This is a genomic window from Novosphingobium sp. APW14 (assembly GCF_032337075.1).
Classification (GTDB): Bacteria; Pseudomonadota; Alphaproteobacteria; order Sphingomonadales; family Sphingomonadaceae; genus Novosphingobium.
In genome coordinates this window covers 168,124-185,287 of sequence record NZ_JAVYAB010000007.1, presented here as the reverse complement: position 1 = coordinate 185,287, position 17,164 = coordinate 168,124, and the positions used below count along the sequence as shown (strand labels likewise).

At 62.3% G+C, this 17,164-nt stretch carries 17 protein-coding genes and 1 pseudogene; 6 read left to right on the top strand and 12 right to left on the bottom strand.

Features of this window, described 5'->3' with window-relative positions; genetic code table 11:
- Nucleotides 1–88 (top strand): annotated as a pseudogene (locus tag RQP55_RS12085) (integrase catalytic subunit); the annotation flags it as partial.
- A gap of 31 nt (nt 89–119) precedes the next feature.
- Here RQP55_RS12085 and RQP55_RS10510 read toward each other — a convergent pair.
- The 8 genes from RQP55_RS10510 to gluQRS form a co-directional block, all read right to left on the bottom strand.
- On the bottom strand, nt 120–644 hold the full coding sequence (locus RQP55_RS10510; RefSeq protein WP_315610146.1) for an FkbM family methyltransferase: 525 nt from the start codon (nt 642–644) through the stop codon (nt 120–122).
- A gap of 5 nt (nt 645–649) precedes the next feature.
- On the bottom strand, nt 650–2,005 hold the full coding sequence (locus tag RQP55_RS10505) for a hypothetical protein (protein ID WP_315610145.1): 1,356 nt from the start codon (nt 2,003–2,005) through the stop codon (nt 650–652).
- Entirely contained in the window at nt 2,002–2,847 is an 846-nt protein-coding gene (locus RQP55_RS10500; protein ID WP_315610144.1) for an aldo/keto reductase, read from the bottom strand. Before RQP55_RS10500 ends, RQP55_RS10505 begins: the two co-directional genes overlap by 4 nt.
- Nucleotides 2,844–3,932 carry a GMC family oxidoreductase gene (locus RQP55_RS10495; protein WP_315610143.1) on the bottom strand — a complete coding sequence of 363 codons (1,089 nt, stop codon included), beginning with the start codon at nt 3,930–3,932 and terminating at the stop codon, nt 2,844–2,846. Before RQP55_RS10495 ends, RQP55_RS10500 begins: the two co-directional genes overlap by 4 nt.
- A gap of 504 nt (nt 3,933–4,436) precedes the next feature.
- Nucleotides 4,437–5,306 carry a 3-hydroxyacyl-CoA dehydrogenase NAD-binding domain-containing protein gene (locus tag RQP55_RS10485; protein WP_315610141.1) on the bottom strand — a complete coding sequence of 290 codons (870 nt, stop codon included), beginning with the start codon at nt 5,304–5,306 and terminating at the stop codon, nt 4,437–4,439.
- Nucleotides 5,307–5,377: 71 nt separating this feature from the next.
- Nucleotides 5,378–5,950: a cob(I)yrinic acid a,c-diamide adenosyltransferase gene (locus tag RQP55_RS10480; RefSeq protein WP_315610140.1), complete on the bottom strand. Its 573-nt coding sequence runs from the start codon at nt 5,948–5,950 to the stop codon at nt 5,378–5,380.
- A 15-nt stretch (nt 5,951–5,965) separates the two neighbouring features.
- On the bottom strand, nt 5,966–6,196 hold the full coding sequence (locus tag RQP55_RS10475; protein WP_315610139.1) for an HIG1 domain-containing protein: 231 nt from the start codon (nt 6,194–6,196) through the stop codon (nt 5,966–5,968).
- A complete protein-coding gene (gene gluQRS, locus RQP55_RS10470) occupies nt 6,193–7,038 on the bottom strand; it encodes a tRNA glutamyl-Q(34) synthetase GluQRS (protein ID WP_315610138.1) in 846 nt (281 codons plus the stop codon). Before gluQRS ends, RQP55_RS10475 begins: the two co-directional genes overlap by 4 nt.
- A 118-nt stretch (nt 7,039–7,156) precedes the next feature.
- Here gluQRS and RQP55_RS10465 point away from each other — a divergent pair, with 118 nt between their 5' ends.
- Nucleotides 7,157–7,765, top strand: coding sequence for an HNH endonuclease (locus RQP55_RS10465; RefSeq protein WP_315610137.1), 609 nt, complete (start codon nt 7,157–7,159; stop codon nt 7,763–7,765).
- A 31-nt stretch (nt 7,766–7,796) separates the two neighbouring features.
- Here RQP55_RS10465 and RQP55_RS10460 read toward each other — a convergent pair whose 3' ends face one another.
- The 4 genes from RQP55_RS10460 to lptB form a co-directional block, all read right to left on the bottom strand.
- Entirely contained in the window at nt 7,797–8,411 is a 615-nt protein-coding gene (locus tag RQP55_RS10460) for a hypothetical protein (RefSeq protein WP_315610136.1), read from the bottom strand.
- Between the two features lie 211 nt (nt 8,412–8,622).
- On the bottom strand, nt 8,623–10,653 hold the full coding sequence (locus RQP55_RS10455; protein WP_315610135.1) for an amidohydrolase family protein: 2,031 nt from the start codon (nt 10,651–10,653) through the stop codon (nt 8,623–8,625).
- A gap of 39 nt (nt 10,654–10,692) precedes the next feature.
- Nucleotides 10,693–12,180, bottom strand: coding sequence for an RNA polymerase factor sigma-54 (gene rpoN / locus RQP55_RS10450; protein WP_315610134.1), 1,488 nt, complete (start codon nt 12,178–12,180; stop codon nt 10,693–10,695).
- A gap of 11 nt (nt 12,181–12,191) precedes the next feature.
- Nucleotides 12,192–12,971, bottom strand: a complete 780-nt coding sequence (lptB, locus tag RQP55_RS10445; protein ID WP_315610133.1) for an LPS export ABC transporter ATP-binding protein — start codon at nt 12,969–12,971, stop codon at nt 12,192–12,194.
- Between the two features lie 205 nt (nt 12,972–13,176).
- Between lptB and RQP55_RS10440 the strand changes: the two genes are divergently transcribed.
- The 4 genes from RQP55_RS10440 to RQP55_RS10425 are packed head-to-tail and all read left to right on the top strand — an operon-like array spanning nt 13,177 to nt 17,143.
- On the top strand, nt 13,177–13,557 hold the full coding sequence (locus RQP55_RS10440) for a hypothetical protein (protein ID WP_315610132.1): 381 nt from the start codon (nt 13,177–13,179) through the stop codon (nt 13,555–13,557).
- Between the two features lie 57 nt (nt 13,558–13,614).
- Entirely contained in the window at nt 13,615–14,961 is a 1,347-nt protein-coding gene (locus tag RQP55_RS10435) for a TldD/PmbA family protein (RefSeq protein ID WP_315610131.1), read from the top strand.
- Nucleotides 14,962–14,991: 30 nt separating this feature from the next.
- Nucleotides 14,992–15,567, top strand: coding sequence for a GNAT family N-acetyltransferase (locus RQP55_RS10430; protein ID WP_315610130.1), 576 nt, complete (start codon nt 14,992–14,994; stop codon nt 15,565–15,567).
- A 34-nt stretch (nt 15,568–15,601) separates the two neighbouring features.
- Complete coding sequence (locus RQP55_RS10425) at nt 15,602–17,143, top strand: NAD(P)/FAD-dependent oxidoreductase (RefSeq protein ID WP_315610129.1); 1,542 nt, start codon at nt 15,602–15,604, stop codon at nt 17,141–17,143.
- Nucleotides 17,144–17,164 lie beyond the last annotated feature (21 nt).

The following is a 17,164-nucleotide window of genomic DNA, read 5'->3' as shown; positions in this document are numbered from 1 at the left end:
AGAAACAGCGCCATCGCCATGGCTGCCCTCCGGTTCCGCTTCGCTCCACCTACGGCCAGCCATGGCGCAGGAGGCGATCATGCACTAACAAACCGAACGGACCACTCAGTGGGGGCCGGTCAGATCTGCAGGACGTCCAAATCATTAATCCGGTGCTTCGCAAACAGCTGATCAAGGGTCATCGCAGGTACCACCACCTTCTGCAGCCGCCTCTCCCCCATGCCGATTTGACGACTGATAACACGCGCATCGCTGGAGACGATCGATTCGGCATAAACCTTGTCGCAACCGTCAAGTTCAAGCGGTGGCAAGTAGAGTGTCAGCGTAGCCTGATCGGAAATCGCAAGATTTTCAAATATCAGGCGATTGCTGCATGCCGCGTAGTTAGCCTTTAGTTTTTCGAAGACCCTAGGCTGTGGTTCAACCAGCACCCCCCGCCAGCCACGCGACAAAACATATCCCCGCAAGGGGTCGCCGAACATGCCATCATTTGCGCCCACCTGCACAAAGCTGAGTGCATCGCCCTGACGAGCCATCAGCGCCTCAACCGCCAATCGAAACACCGGGATGGGCGCAAACTGAGCCGGAACCTTACGCACATCAATGCCGCGCCGCCGCAATCCAGCCTGAAGGACGTTTTTCAATTGCCTCAACATCTAGTCGCGCCTCCCTTGCCATGCCATCCACGCAGCAGTGCTAAAATCGACCCAGGCCCAATTGTGAACGGGCCAAACTTATTCCGAGATTGCTGGAGCGCGTAGCCCAGCAGGACCAACTCAAATCCAAGCGTGACTGCCGCTGCGCCGGTTAATCCGGCAAATTTACTAACCAAATAGGTTGTCGGAACGGCAAGTATGACCGATGCTGCCAGCACAATCGTAAACTGCTCATGGCTGTTCGCAGCCACCAGGAGATTGCTGAGGGGGCTCCATATCATGCTGGCCACGATTGCCGCACCGGCGATCCAAAGCATTGGCACCGGAGCCTGGATCGCCCCCTGAGTCCACAATCCCAGCAAGCGGTTGCCCATTGCAACCAAAACGATCGCGCCCAAGAAACCTGCAAGTGCGTTGAAGCTTGCCAGTCCACCCGCAATCCGGATTATCCATTCACGATTCCCCCGCGCGTACTCGGCGGTAAATTCGGGAAGAACCGGCAGATTTACCGTCATTACGATCTGCAACCCCAGCCGCGAAAGCGTACGCAAACTAACAAAGACCGGGACTGCACCGGCACCAATTGCGGCACCGATCGCCAAAGCCGTACCCTGCAACAATCCCGCCATTGCCAAGGGCAGGAGCATCGCCGCGAGTGCCGGGCGCAGCAAGGATTGCATGACCGATCTGCTGATGCCTTCCGGCCAGAGACGCAGCCAAGATGCATGCCAGTGCGCGAGAAGCACATGACAAACCAATCCGGCGCCGCGAACCGTCAACAGGGCATATGCAGCGGGAAGCGGCCCATGTCCCCAATGCGCGACAACGGCAACCGCAACTGCTTCAGCCAACTGCACTGTAGCCTCCAGTGCAGTTGATCGGGCAAAGGCGCCTTCGGATCGCATCACAGCCATAAACAGGCCACCTTGTAGCGCGACCGCTCCATAACAAATCAGGATCTGCAAGACCTTGCGGGCATCGCCCCCGCTCATCCCGTGCGCAGCTTCAAGCCCTCGCTCTGGCAGCAGCAGGCTCAACGAAATTGCCGCTGCGGCAATCATCGCGCTGCTGCTGACAATCATCAGGAGAGCGCTGTCGAAGGTTCGCTGAGCCAAGTCGAACTCTTGCCGGGCCACTTGTCCAATCAGACGATTGCCCGCAGCGACCCCAAAACCAAGGTCACTTGCGGCAAGAAACACCGGAATTGTCGCCAGCATCAACCATTGCCCGTACAGCGCGACGCCCCACGCATTCGCCAAGACAGGCACCAGCAACAGTTGCCCAAAAGCGGCAACCGCTTTGCCATAGCCCATCGATAGAGCCCCAAGAACGAAGCGACGACGCCTCATGACCGGGGCGCGATCCGATCGAGCAGGGCCAGGAATTGCCCAAGGCGGGACGCCGCCGAAGTAGCAAAAACAAGCCCGGCATTCGGCTGTCGCTGATGCAGCCAGACAAGCGCGCTCAAATAGCGGCCCGCGGCCCCCGCCTCGGCAAGGCCAAGCGACATCTTGGTCTGTTCCAATTCCGCAGAAAAGATTGCATCGCCGCTGCTGGCTGCCCGAAGAATTGAATGGTAGATACAACCATCTCCGCGCCCCAGCAGCGCCTCGGGCCAAGGCACAGTTTGCGCCAGCCAACCGGGGTTCTCGCGTAGCATCGGGCCAGAATGGGCAAACCCCAGTTGGCCGATTCTTCCAGTTTTCTGCTCGGCCGCAAGCAAGGAAAGGCTGTCATCAGGCAATTGCCACGGTTCCGCCTCGTGCAGTAAGACCAGGTCCAGCCGATCGCGGCGCAACAATCGCCGGCTGCGGTTCAGTGAGCGGACTATAGCGGCAGGTGAGAAATCCATCGCATGGTCAGGCTCCTGATAGCGTAGCGGAGCAATATTCACCCGATCCACTGTTGCGCGATTGTGGAACGAATTGCGAAAGTATTTTGCCCATCCGCGCAACGAGGACCAAGCGGGGCGCGATGACCCCACTTTGGTGTGGATGCTCGATCCGGCCCCTACGGCAGATCCCAGCAATTCCTCTGCGGCACCCATGCCGTAACTCGGGGCGGTATCGAACCGAACGATCCCCGCAGCCTGACAGGCTGCGATCAATGCCTTCGACCGGCTTGCATAGGCACCACCCGCCAATCGGCCCGTGCCGAATATCAAGCGCTCGCGAAGCAGGGGTAGAATCATCGCGTCCCCTTCAACAGATGGCTAACAAGGCGCTGCCCCAAAGCCATGCCAACCAGGGTGGGGTTGGCAAAGCTTCCGGATGGGAACGTCGGCGCACCCGCGACGAACAGCCCAGGCATGCCGAAAACCTGGCAGTTCGGATCCACCACTCCGTCGCCTGCGCGGTTCGCCATGCGGGCACCGCCCATCTGGTGATTGGAATCACGGCAGTCGTCGAAGTAGCGGGCATCCCCAGAGAGCAGCCGCGGATCGAGTTCTAGCCTGCCCAGGCCAGTTTGATCGCAATAGTCTCGCACCGTACTGGCGAACCCCGTGAAATCGGCCACCTGAGTTCGATCGAGAGACCAATTTACCTTGATCCGAGCGTGTTCGGCCGGGACCCCTTCCTCAAGCGCAAGATAGCTTTCTGCCGTCGGCAATTGCTCCATTTCCATACGGAACCGGGCAGTCGTGCCGATGAAATGTGCTGACCGATGCGCTGCCAGGTAGCGGAGCACAAGTGGCAGGATCAACCGCACCATTTGCACGGCTTCACTCAGCGCAGCATGCCTGCCCGCGTCGCTCCCGATGATTCTGCCCAGCAATAGCCGCAGATCCTGTACGACCAATCCCGGGCTCATCGGGCCAACAAACAGACCTGCGCAATTCGGCACGCCACGCCGGGCCACTTCCTGATCGCAGAGCCGAACCTTTGGCATCAATTTGCGACCACCCGAGTAAAAAGAATCGAAAAGTCGCCCGAATGCGACCTTATCTCCGAGACGCACTTCGCCGGCATCACCGTGAAGGTGATCAAAAAACCAGCGACCAACATGGACGTTCTTGGCGAGCGGCGAACTTGGCCAAGCGGCAGCAATTCGCAATAACAGTCGCGCTGTCTCAATTGTGCCGCAGGCAAGGACTGTCGCCTGTCCGGTAACAATAACCTCGTGACTGTCCGGACGGCGCAATCGTAGTCCGGCAACAGAACCATCGGGCCGGCACTGCAATCCAATTGCTTCATGGCCCACCAGAACACTAAGGGCTCTGGATTGCCGAAGCTCCCGGCCAAACAGTCTTGCGAGATCGGGCTGCGGCAGCCACAAGCTGGGAGCCAGCCGCAATCCGAAGGCCAGATCAAGGCCTTGTCCCGTAACTGCGCACCATTTCGCTTCAGTCTCGGCCCATGATTGTGCAACGCCAGTAAGCTGGAGCACGGCATCAACTGCGTCCATCAACTCTGCGTGCCGCAAGGGCCAGCCAGGCTTGCCAAGGTCAGGATTGGGCGCAAGATCCGCGGTTGTGAACGGCATCAGCTGGCCGCCCCAAAGCCGGGTTGTCCCCCCGAGACCTCGATAACGGCCATCAAGCGATCCCAAATGATGCCGACCGCCCTGAACCACATGGTTATGGGCTTGCCATTCGGGGTCGAGCCTTGCCTGGCCCGCTTCGCAAAGCAGGACCCTTTTACCCGCCCGGGCAAGCGCAATGCCCATCGTCAGGCCAACTGCGCCGGCACCAACAATTAGAATATCCGCCGTTTCGCTTGCCGGTTCGATCCGATCAAGCAGCATCCATTACCCCACGACCCGTTACGCGTGGGATACCACTTACCGCGTCGGAACGGGCGCGTCTCCAGAATAATCGTAAAAACCCCTACCCGTCTTGCGGCCAAGCCAGCCGGCCTCGACGTATTTTACCAGCAGCGGGGCCGGGCGATACTTGCTGTCACCCGTAGTATTGTAGAGCACCTTGACGATATCGAGGCAGGTATCGAGACCCACGAAATCGGCCAGCTCAAGCGGGCCCATCGGGTGGTTGAGGCCCAGGCGGCAGCCCTTGTCGATATCCGGGATACTGGCCGTACCCTGCCCCAGGACGAAGACAGCTTCGTTAATCATCGGCAGCAGGATGCGGTTGACGACAAACCCTGGTTCATCCTCCGCCAGCACGACCTGCTTCGATAGCCCTTCGGCAAAGGCGCGGGTGCGGGCGACCGTTTCCTTCGACGTGGCAAGGCCAGGAATGACTTCGATCAGCCCCATGACCGGCACGGGGTTGAAGAAATGCAACCCAATAAAACGAGCCGGATCGGGCGAGCTGACTGCCATGCGGGTAATCGGGATCGAGCTGGTGTTCGACGCCATGATCGCGTCTGCGGCCAAGACCTTGCCGGCCTCGGCAAAGATACGGTGCTTGATCTCTTCCTTTTCGGTCGCCGCCTCGATGATCAGTTCGGCATCCGCCATGGGGCCGTAATCCGGCACCGGAGTGATCCGAGACAGCGCAGCAGTGGCTTCATCGGGGGTCAGCTTGCCGCGACCGACCAGCTTGCCAAGCGCCTGGTCAATCTTGGCCTTGCCCTCCGCGGCCCGCGCTAGGTCAACGTCTGACAGCAGGACATTCATACCGAACTGGGCGATGGTCTGGGCAATCCCCGACCCCATCTGGCCCGCGCCGATTACCGCGACTGTCCGCATTGAAAATCCCCTTCGCAAATGCAGCAAAGCGTGCTGCCTAGCTTTGGGGAAGTGGCTTGGCTAGCGCCAAATTAACGCGATTGGCCGGGGACCCACAGCACGTCTCCGGCACCGCCGTCGTTAAGCGCCCGGGCAAGGACAAACAGATAGTCCGAGAGCCGGTTAAGGTAGGCCAGCGCCGCCGGATTGACCGGTTCATGCGCCGCCAGCGCCGTCGCCGCGCGCTCCGCCCGCCGGACAGTCGCCCGCGCCAGGTGAACCCGCGCCGCAGCCTCGGTCCCACCGGGCAGAATAAAGCTGGTCAGCGGGGTCAAAGCCTCGGTCAAGGCGTCGATCTGGCGCTCCAGCCATTCGATTTGCGACGGAATTACTCGCAGCACCATTTCAGAAGGGGTGAAGTCATCACCAGGGGTGGCAAGGTCTGCACCAAGGTCGAACAAGTCATTCTGGATGCGCACAAGCGCGGCTTCATGCGGCCCTGAACCATCCGGGCTCGCCACGGCGAAACCGATCAGGCTGTTGGCCTCGTCGACCGAACCGATCACCTCCATCCGGGCATCATGTTTTGCCCGGCGCGAACCGTCGACGAGACCGGTGGTCCCGTCATCCCCCGTGCGGGTGTAGATCCTGTTGAGCTTGACCAAGGATCGGCCGCGCGCTCAGCGGCTGGCAAACAGCAGAATGGCAACAATCACGATCGCAATCCCCTGGTAGAGGATGCGGGCGTACATCATCTTATTCTGCTTCAGCTGCATTTCGCTGGGGCCAGAGGAATCCCCCCGCTCCAGGTCTTCGCGCGTGCTCTGCATGAAGGCGGCGATGCCTTTGACCAGGCTGATGACAACCAGCGCCATCAGGACAACAAGAACGGGAATCAGGACATAGCTCATGACGCAAACCCTACGCCTGCCCCCAGACAAAGGCCAGTAGGGAATTGGTCCATGCGCAAGGCTTTGGCCACGGCCCGGCCATCTTCCCCAGCCTTGCGCAGGTCTGCCAGGGCGGGCGATCCGCGACGCTTGGCCAGCTTGCGGCCATCGGTCTCACACAGCAGCAGGTGATGGTGCCAGGTAGGCACTGGCAGGCCCAGCAAGGCTTGAAGCAAACGATGGACATGGCTGGCCGCGAACAGATCCCGTCCGCGCGTGACCAGCGAAACCCCATCTGCCGCATCGTCCAGCGTCGCGGCAAGGTGATAGCTGGCCGGCGCCTCCTTGCGCAGCAAGACAATGTCACCGAACCCACCGGGGAGGGCCGGTTGCGGCCCGGCCAGTTCATCGTGCCATTCGAGCGGCCCGGCCAGCGCAATGGCCCGGGCCATGTCCAGCCGCCAGGCGGCGCCATCCGGATCAACTTCCTTGCCGCGGCACGTACCCGGATAGACGGGGCCATCCGGACCTTGTTCCTGCGCCGCAGCCAGCACTTCGGCCCGGGTGCATTGGCACGGATAGAGCAACCCCAGTGCCTTCAGCTGCTCTGCTGCGCTGCCATAGCGGTCCAGGCGGCGCGATTGGAAGACCACCGGACCATCCCAGCGCAACCCCAGCCATTCAAGGTCAGCCAGGATTTCCGGCACCAGTTCGGGCCGGCTGCGGGTGCCATCGATGTCCTCGATCCGCAGCAGGAACTCTCCGCCCCGGTTCCGCGCCAGATCGTGCGCCACGATCGCCGCATAGGCATGGCCCAGGTGCAGTTGGCCATTGGGACTGGGGGCAAAACGGGTGCGGATCACGCCCCCTCTTGCCTGTGGATTGTCTCCCAAGGCAAGGCTTGACGCGGCAAAGCCCCCCATGTTCTCTTCTCGACATGGGTTGTAGCCAAACCGTCATCCCGGGTTGTTACCGGAGGCCATGCTCAAGGCGGAGCTGATTGAGCGCGCGGCCCGGTTCCGCAGCGCGTCGGAGGATCCCTCCCGCAATCTGTCCGATTGCCCGGCCTTGGTGCTGAATGCTGACTATACCCCGCTGTCCTATTACCCGCTCAGCCTCTGGCCCTGGCAGACTGCGATCAAGGCGGTGTTCCTGGGGCGGGTCGATATTGTCGACAGCTACGAACGCGAGGTGCATTCCCCCAACTGGACCATGCCGATCCCTTCGGTGATCGCACTGCGCCAATATGTGAAGCCCAGCGAATTTCCCGCCTTCACGCGCTTCAACCTGTTTCTGCGCGATCGATTTACCTGCCAGTACTGCGGCAGTCCGCACAATTTGACGTTCGACCATGTCGTGCCGCGCCGCCTGGGTGGCCGGACGAGCTGGGAAAACGTCGCCACCGCCTGCTCTCCCTGCAACCTGCGTAAAGGCGGCCGCACCCCTAAGCAGGCAGCAATGCCTTTACTGGTTGAACCGATCCGCCCAACCTCGTGGCACTTGCAGGAGCGCGGACGCGCGTTTCCACCCAACTACCTGCATGAAACCTGGCGCGACTGGCTCTATTGGGACATCGAGCTGGAACCATGATCCAGCCACATAAGCTCTGTGCAGGCCCAGTTTAGCTGATCGCCAACTCCAGCAGTGCAGCACCAAGCGCCAAGACCAGCGCCATCCATCCCCGTGGGCCCATATAAACAGACAGCTCACGCTGGGTCGGAAAGCTGAAGGTCACAGGAATGCCGAGCAATTTGTATGGGTGGATCTCTGCAAATCGCGGGTCAGCTGCCAGCTTCAACAGGTCGCGCCGGCTGCGGTAGCGCATCAGGCCGAAGATTGACCAGCCCGGGTCCCCTTCAACCTGCCATGCATCAATATAGGGACCGACCTTGCGGCCGACCATGCCCGGGTGGCCGCCTTGTGCAATCAGCGCGCGGACAAACGGATCTGAATAACGCCGCATCGCCTCGCGGCCTGATAATTCCTTACCCGTCTGCGGATCAACCACCATGCCCGGCTCAATCTTAACCAGATTGAGCATGACAAACTCTCTACCGTCATCCGCCTCAAGGAATGATCGCAGCACCGCCGGGTCGTTGCCACCGCCGTACTTGCCGTGGACCTCTGCGAAGAATGCATCGATTTCGGCCTTGGTCAACGGACCACGCCAGTTATCATACCACAGCCGAAACAGCACATAGAGCGTGAATGCCCCGCCCCAGATCCACCCGGTCATACTTGCCCCCTGAAATTCTGACCCTTTGCGCCATGCTGCAACGAGCCGCCCGGAAGTTCCAGCCCCTTTTCGCTACGTAGCGCCAGCGCCTGTGGACGAGCCAAGACCAGCCACGTCCCTGGGCCGCCGCGCGCAGCCGCAGCTACATTTTGATCAGAGGAGCCGGTTCCCCAAAGGAAGCCGGCTCGTTGCATGCGATCGGAAATGCCACTCACTTCTGCGGCAAAGTAAGCTTTACCGGCGTGCTGAATGGCTTGATCCCCAGCTTGGCATAGACCTCATCCGGGAAGTAGACCGTGCCCCCGCGAGCCACCATGCGGATGGACTTGATCGCCTTCAGGTCCTTGGTCGGATCGCCCGGGATCAGGAAGAAGTCGGCCAGCTTGCCGCGCTCAATGCTGCCCAGTGACTGGTCCTGGCCCAGGTATTGCGCCATTTCCAGCGTTGCGCGGGACAGCACGTCAGCCGGGGTCATGCCCAGCTGCCCGAACAGTTCCAGCTCACGGTGATAGGTGAACCCACCACCCAGATCGGTGCCCGGAATCAGCATGATTCCACGGCGGTTCATCTCCGCCAGCGTTTCCTTGATCTTGGCAAAGGCCGCGATGTAATCGGCGCGCTGCTTGGGCGTATCGGCCCCGAACAGGGCCTGCTTCAGCTGGCGCTGTTCGGCCGGCGGCATGTGATCAATGTAATCAACCGCGCCGGGGTTGGGCACGCCGTCCAGCGCGGTCAGGCCCAGTTCGTGGATCGCGATCGTCGGCTCGTGCGCCACGTTCCTGGCAACCATCGCATCCAGCGTCTTGGTCACCTTGTCCGATTTGAGGTCAAGCCCCGGGAACCGGGCCTGGGCCGTAAAGCGGAACAGGGTGCGGGTGTCTTCGTTCGGGTTCAGCACCCAGCCCAGCATCAGCTGGTTGACGTGGGTGATCTCATCAAAGCCAGCAGCGATCATCTCGTCCGCGCTGGAGAAGGCCGGAACGTGGCCGGACACGCGCAGGCCGAGCCGCTTGGCTTCGGCGACCACCTTGGGCGCCCACTTGGGGTCCATCGAGTTATAGAGCTTGGCCTGGTTATAGCCGCGCGCGGCATACCAGCGTACCGCATCGATCGCCTCGGCCTCGCTCGCCACCAGCTTGCCGGTGGCCGAGCTGAACGGGCTCTTGCCTTCGATAAAGCCTGAGCGGGTAATCCGCGGCCCGGCGACCTCGCCCTTGTCGATCCGGTCGATCAGCGTGTCGAGCACCTCGTTGCGGTTGCCCATGTCGCGGACCGAGGTGATCCCGGCCAGCACGTTCATCAGCGCATCTTCCTGGCCCATGTGGCCGTGCATTTCGAACATGCCGGGGACCAGGGTGCCACCCTCGCCATCAACAGTCACTTCACCCGGGCTGGCAATGCTGCCCGCGGGGGCAACGCCGGAAATGTGGCTGCCCGACATGACCACGTCGCTCAATGCCGAGAGCGCCTTGGCCTTGGGGTCAAAGACCCGGACATTGCGGATTCGCACCGGCCCTGCGAACGTCTTGGCACTCTCGCTCTGCAACTGGGCGAAACGGCCCGAGGCCAGCTCTTCTGCAAGATCGCGCAGGGGCTTGTCTGCAACGCGCTCATAGCCCTTGCGGGCCAGGATGAAGCCGGCGCTCGACAGCGCAAAGAGATCGCCCTTGGCATCGAGCGAGACATAGGTCGGGTTCAACGAGAGCCCGGACAGTTCATAAGTCACGACTTCCAGCTTGCCTTCGGGACCATCGAAGGCGCGGCGATCGCGTTCGGTCAGGCGGGCAGTCCCGCCCGGCGCGACGGCCATGGTGCGATCGGCATCGGCCAGCAGGGCCTTGGCCAGCATGGCCACATCAAGCGGCGAGCCGTTCTGCGTGGCGTAATAGCGCGGCGCATCCTTGCCCTTGATCCGGCCCGGTCCGGACAGGTCACGCCACTCGGCCCCGGCCGCGCTGCGCTTGAAGCTTTCATTAACGGCATTGCCAAAAGTGGTGCGGCCGGTGATCGACCAGGTGACCGGGGCCCCATCCTTGTCGAGCGTTAGCGCTTCGGTGATGGTCGGCCCGCGCCCGTTCTGCTTGATGTTGTAATCAACCGCGATCTTCTGCCCCTGCCGGTCAAGCTTGAGGTGGCCGACATCGCGTTCCTGGATCAGCGCCCGATACTCAACCTGATCGGCCAGCGCAGGCGCGGCAAGAACGGTGGCCAGCGCAGCGGCGGCCAGCAAGTGCAGTTTCATGTGGAGTCTCTCCCTGTCAGATGGGCGCAAACTAGCGCCTCAGCGCATTCCCGCCAGCGCCTTTTGTCGGCGACGCTGCACGGACGAGCCAAGCCCGATCGCTTCGCGGTATTTGGCAACGGTGCGGCGAGCAAGGTCAAAGCCCTTGGCCTTGAGCAGGTCAACCAGCGTATCGTCGGACAGGATCGCCTTGGGATCCTCGGCATCGATTAGCGCCTTGATCGCGGCCTTGACCGCTTCGGCCGAAGCCCCGCCTTCGCCATCGACCGCGCCGACACCCGAAGTGAAGAAGTACTTCAGCTCAAAGGTGCCACGTGGACAATGAAGATACTTGTTCGAGGTCACCCGGCTGATCGTGGATTCGTGCATGCCGATCGCTTCGGCAACCGTGCGCAGGGTCAGCGGCCGGAGGTGCGAGACACCATGGCGGAAGAACCCGTCCTGCTGGGTCACGATCTCGCTCGCCACTTTCAGGATCGTCTTCTGCCGCTGATCGAGCGCCTTGATCAGCCAGTTGGCATCGGCCAGCTTGTCGGAAAGCCAGGCCCGCGCGCCCCTGTCATCGCAGGCGCCGCGCATCTCGACATAGTAGCTGCGGTTGACGATCAGCCGCGGCAGGGTCGCCTGGTTAAGGCTGATGTCCCAGCCGCCATCAGCCCGCGAAGCCAGGAGGATATCGGGCACCACCGGATCGCCGCCGCCACGGTTGAAGCGCAGCCCCGGCTTGGGATCATAGCTGCGCAATTCGCCCAGCATTTCGGCAAAGTCCTCGTCATCAACACCGCACATCCGCTTGAGCCGCGGCAGCTCGCCGCGGGCCAGCAGATCAAGGTTTTCGAGGAGGCGGGCCATCGCCGGATCGTGCCGGTCCGCCTCGATCGCCTGAAGTGCAAGACATTCGCCCAGCGAGCGGGCCCCGACCCCGGTTGGATCGAGCGACTGGACCAGTGCCAGCGCCGCTTCGGCTTCGGCCAGAGCCACGCCCAGCTCTCCCGCCACTTCGCGCAGCGTGACCGGCAGGTAACCGGCCTCATCCAGCTGGTCGATCAGGTAGCGGGCGATAAAGGCCAGCCGCGGATCGCGCGCCTGCGCACCGATCTGGTCATGAAGGTGGGTGGCAAGATCCTTGTCCCCCTCACCCCGCTCGCCGATGTCGGGTCCGTCCTCACCCGCCGGGCCGATCCGGATATCGGCGCCCCATTCGCCATCCCCGGTATCGCGATCATGGTCGAGCGCGGTCTGGTCGATATCGAGCGGGCGATCGTCGGCAGCACGGCCTTCGGACACCAGTTGATCGACCGGTGACGTCTCCAGTGTGGTGCGGCGAACATCCGCCCCGTCCTCAACCACGGGCGTTTCCGGCGCGGCCACGCCGATCTCCAGCAGCGGGTTGCTTTCCAGCGCCTCGCCAATGAAGGATTCGATTTCGAGGTTCGACAGCGCCAGCAACTTGATCGCTTGCTGCAGCTGCGGCGTCATCACCAGCGATTGCGATTGCCGAAGGTCAAGGCGGGGCCCGATCGCCATGATCTTGTGCCCTAAAGCGTAAATCCTTCGCCCAGGTAGAGCCGCCGCACGTTTTCATCGGCCACCAGCGCTTCGGGACTGCCCGCGAACAGCACCTGGCCGCCATAGATGATGCAGCCCTTGTCGCAGATATCCAGCGTCTCGCGCACGTTGTGATCGGTGATCAGCACGCCGATTCCGCGCTGCTTCAGGTCCTTCACCAGGTCGCGAATATCGCTGATCGACAAGGGATCGATCCCGGCGAAGGGTTCGTCCAGCAGCATGATCGAAGGCTTGGCCGCCAGCGCGCGGGCAATCTCGGCGCGGCGGCGTTCACCGCCTGACAGCGCCATGGCCGGGCTGGCGCGCAGGCGGGTCAGGCCAAACTCTTCCAGCAGTCGTTCCAGTTCTTGCGCGCGCACGCCCGGGTCAGGCTCTGCCAGTTCGAGCACGCAGTTGATGTTCTGCTCAACCGTCATGCCGCGGAAGATGCTGGTTTCCTGTGGCAGGTAGCCCAGCCCCAGGATCGCCCGCCGGTACATCGGCAGATTGGTGACATCGACACCATCCATCAGGATGCGGCCCGAGTCGGGGCGAACCAGCCCCATAATGGAGTAGAAACAGGTCGTCTTGCCGGCGCCGTTCGGACCGAGCAGGCCCAGCACCTCCCCCTTTGCGACCGACAGCGAGATATCGGTCAGCACCGCGCGCTTGTCATAGGACTTGGCAATCGAAATGACTTCCAACCCGCCTTGCGGCATGGACTGGGTGGCTTCGGGCCGGGCGGTTTCTGAGACGGCTGTATCGGTCATTACATATGCTCGTTTAAGGGGCCCGATGGAACTCGGCAAGCCGGGGAAGATCCATTTGGCAGGTTTCGTGCATGGGCATCGACGAACGCCATAGCCACCAGTTGGTAAACGAGGCTTGATCACATCGCCCTTCGGTGTTTTACTCAACCCGTCCTGAATGGCAGCACAGACTGCCGGGGCAATGGGATCGATAAGGGGATAGCCGATGGCCAAGATCTGGCATGGCGAAAGCGTTGTGAACCATACTGCCGTCCGGCCGCTCGATTTGCGTAAGCGGATGAGCGACCATATTGCCTATGCCTTGCTCGCTTACACCGGCCTTCAAATCTTTGTGACCATGGGCGCGCTCAACGCCAAGAGTGGCTCCTTGCTGCCCTATTTCGCTCTGGTCGTGCTGGTGGCCGCAATCATTCCGGCCTGCCGCAGGTTTGAACGGCGCTGGAACCGTCTTTCGGACGAACAGGCCGCCGATCCAGAGCTGGCACCGTTTTATCGCCATGATCGCAACTGGGTCTGGATTCTGGCAATTGGCCTGCCGTTCATCGTGACCGGCGTGTTCAAGCTACTGGCTTTCGCCTTCGCCTGATTGCCCTTCGGCACTGGAATACCTAGATCGGCCGCTCCGCTTTCGGAGTGACCATTCATGCTGACCCCTTCTGCCGCCCAGGAACGCGCCGCCGCGCTGATCGACCTTGCCCGCAAGGCCGGGGCCGATGCCGCTGACGCGATCTATTCGGGCAGTTCTTCCGAAGGAGTCCAGGTCCGGCTCGGCAAGCTTGAAGATATCGAGCGCAGCGAAAGCGAACATCTGGACCTGCGGGTCTTCGTTGGCCGCCGTTCGGCCTCGATCGGGTCAAGCGATCTGTCAGACGATGCCTTGCGCGAGTTGGCGGGCCGCGCGGTCGACATGGCCCGTGCCGCACCAGAAGACCAATATGCCGGGCTTGCCCCGGACGACCTGCTGCATCGCGCACCGCTGGCCGATCTCGATCTTGAAGACAGCGCCGAACCCAGTCCGCAGGACCTGCTGGCCCGGGCCCTGGCTGCCGAAGATGCCGCGCGCGCCATCACGGGTATAACCAACAGCGAAGGCGGCTCGGCCAGCCTGGCCCGCCGGGTCATGGCGCTGGTCACCAGCCACGGCTTTGCCGGAGCCTATGGCGGCACCAGCCACGGGATCAGTGCCGTGGTGATTGCCGGCGAAGGCGATGCGATGCAGCGCGACTTTGGCTGGCGGACGGCGCGCCACCTTGCCGATCTGCCGCCCCCGGAAGCGATCGGGCAGATGGCGGGGAACCGCACCGTTGCCCGCCTGCGCCCCGGACGGCTGAAAAGCGGCCCGATGCCGGTGGTGTTCGATCCGCGGGTTGGCGGTTCGCTGGTTGGCCACCTGACCGGGGCCATGTCGGGCAATGCCATCGCCCGCCGCGCCAGCTTCCTGCTCGATCGCGATGGCGCGCAACTGTTCAAGCCGGGGATCGCCATCGTTGATGATCCGCTGCGCCCACGCGGTCTTTCCTCGCGGCCATTCGACGGCGAAGGGCTACCCGTTGCGCGGCGTGAACTGGTGGCCGATGGCCAGCTTACGGGCTGGCTGATGGATAGCGCCGCTGCCCGTCAGTTGGGCGGCGCGCCAACCGGCCACGCCGTGCGCGGAGCGGGCGGCTCACCCGGCGTGGGCACCAGCAACCTGCACCTTGCCGCCGGGACAATGACCCCCGCCGAGCTGATGGCCGACATTGCCGATGGCGTTTACGTAACCGAACTGATTGGCCACGGCGTTAATGGCGTGACCGGCGATTACAGCCGCGGGGCATCGGGCTTCCGGATCGTCAATGGCGAGATCGCCGGACCCGTGGCGGAGTTCACCGTGGCCGGGAACCTGATCGACATGTTCGCCGCGTTGACCCCGGCTAACGATCTGGAATGGCACCGCGGGATCAACGTGCCGACGATCCGCGTTGACGGGCTAACGATCGCCGGGGATTGACGGCGCGGCTGGTGCGGCCAATCTGCGCCGATGCAGATCCGCCCCGCCCGCCCCGATGATTGCGCAGCGATCGCCGCGATCTATGCGCATCACGTGTTGCACGGCACCGCCAGCTATGAAACCGAACCGCCCAGCGCGGCCGAGATCGCCCGGCGGATGGACCGGGTCCTCACTTCCGGCTGGCCGTGGTTGGTGGCCGAAGCACCCGGCGGACAAATGCTGGGTTATGCCTATGCCACCCAGTTTCGCGACCGGGCTGCCTATCGCTTTGTCTGCGAGGACAGCATCTACATCCGCAACGAAGCACGCGGTCAGGGTGTGGGCAAGGCGCTGCTGGGCGCGCTGATCGACGCCTGCACCGAAGCGGGCTTTAGGCAGATCATTGCGGTGATCGGTGGCGCCGAACCAGCGTCCGAAGCGCTGCATGCACGAATGGGCTTTGCCCTGGCCGGGCGGCTGGGCGGGATCGGCCGCAAGCACGGCCGCTGGCTCGACACGCTTTACATGCAGCGCGCCTTGGGGTCCGGCAGCAACGCCCCCCCGCGTTCGAACCCAATTGACGGCGATCAATTCGGAGCTTGGCAAGCACAGCTATTGAGAGCTTAATCGGACAATTAAGAGAGCGAGAGGAGAGTCGCCTGTGACCGGACAAGCCGCGGCCAAGCAAACCAGCGCCAGCAATGCCAACCATGTCGACGTGCTGATCGTCGGCGCCGGGATCTCCGGGATCGGTTCGGCCTATCACCTGCAGGAACAGAGCCCCGGCAAATCCTATGTCATCCTGGAGATGAAGGAGAGCTTCGGCGGCACCTGGGAAACGCACAAGTATCCTGGCGTCCGTTCCGATAGCGATCTTTATACCTTCGGCTATCGCTTCAAGCCTTGGGTCGGCGCGCCGATCGCCAGCGCCGAAGAAATCCTCAAGTACATGGGCGAGGTGATCGATGAGAACGGCATCGCCCCCCACATTCGCTATGGCCACCGCATCACCCGCGCGGCCTGGGACAGCAATGCCAATCTCTGGACGGTGGACGCCGTGCGTGCCAGCGATGGCGCCGAAGTCAGCTTCACCGCCAACTTCCTCTGGATGTGCCAGGGCTATTACGATCACGAAAAGCCCTACATGCCCGATTGGCCGGGCATGAACCGCTACAAGGGCAAGCTGGTCCACGCCCAGCTCTGGGATCCCAAGATCGATTATGCCGGCAAGAAGGTGCTGGTTATCGGATCGGGTGCGACTGCCGCAACGGTGATCCCCGCCTTTGCCGAGAAGGCCGCGCATGTCTCCATGCTGCAGCGTTCGCCGACCTATTTCTTCTGCTCCGAAAACAAGAACGAACTGGCCGACAAGCTGCGGGCCGCCAAAATCGATGAGCCGACCATCCACCGCGTCGTCCGCGCCCAGATCATGCACGACCAGAACGTGATGACCCAGCGCTGCATCGAAGAGCCCGACACCGTGTTCGAGGAACTGAAGATGCTGGTCCGGGCCTTCACCGGCAAGGAAGACTTCGAGTTTGAACCGCACTTCACGCCGAAATACCGCCCCTGGCAGCAGCGACTGGCTTTCTGCCCAGAGGGCGACATTTTCCGCGCGGCCGCATCGGGCAAGCTGACGGTCTATACCGACGAGATCGAGACTTTCACCGAGACCGGCGTGCGGACCAAGGGTGGTGACGAGATCGAGGCGGACATCATCGTGGCCGCCACCGGCTTCAACCTGCTGATGATGGGCGGCATCCCGTTCTTCGTCGATGGCCAGCCGGTCGATTGGCACGAGACAGTCAATTACCGCGGGATGATGTTTACCGGCGTGCCGAACATGGTCTGGGTCATGGGCTATTTCCGGGCGAGCTGGACCTTGCGGGTCGACATGCTGGGCGATTTCGTCTGCCGCCTGCTCAACCACATGGATGCCAAGGGCGTGAAGCGGGTGGATGTTGCGCTGCGCGATGAAGACCGCAACATGCCGCTGGGTGACTGGATCGAGGGGGAGAACTTCAACCCCGGCTATCTGATGCGCGGCCTGAAGCTGATGCCAAAGCGCGGCGACAAGCCCGAATGGCGCCACAACCAGGATTACTGGCACGAGAAGGACGAGATCCCGTTCATCGACCTGGATGGCAGCGAATTCGTTTACGACGGGGTCCGGGCCGGCAAGCGGGTGACCGAAGCGGCCTGATCGCCCGTTTACAGCCGTCCC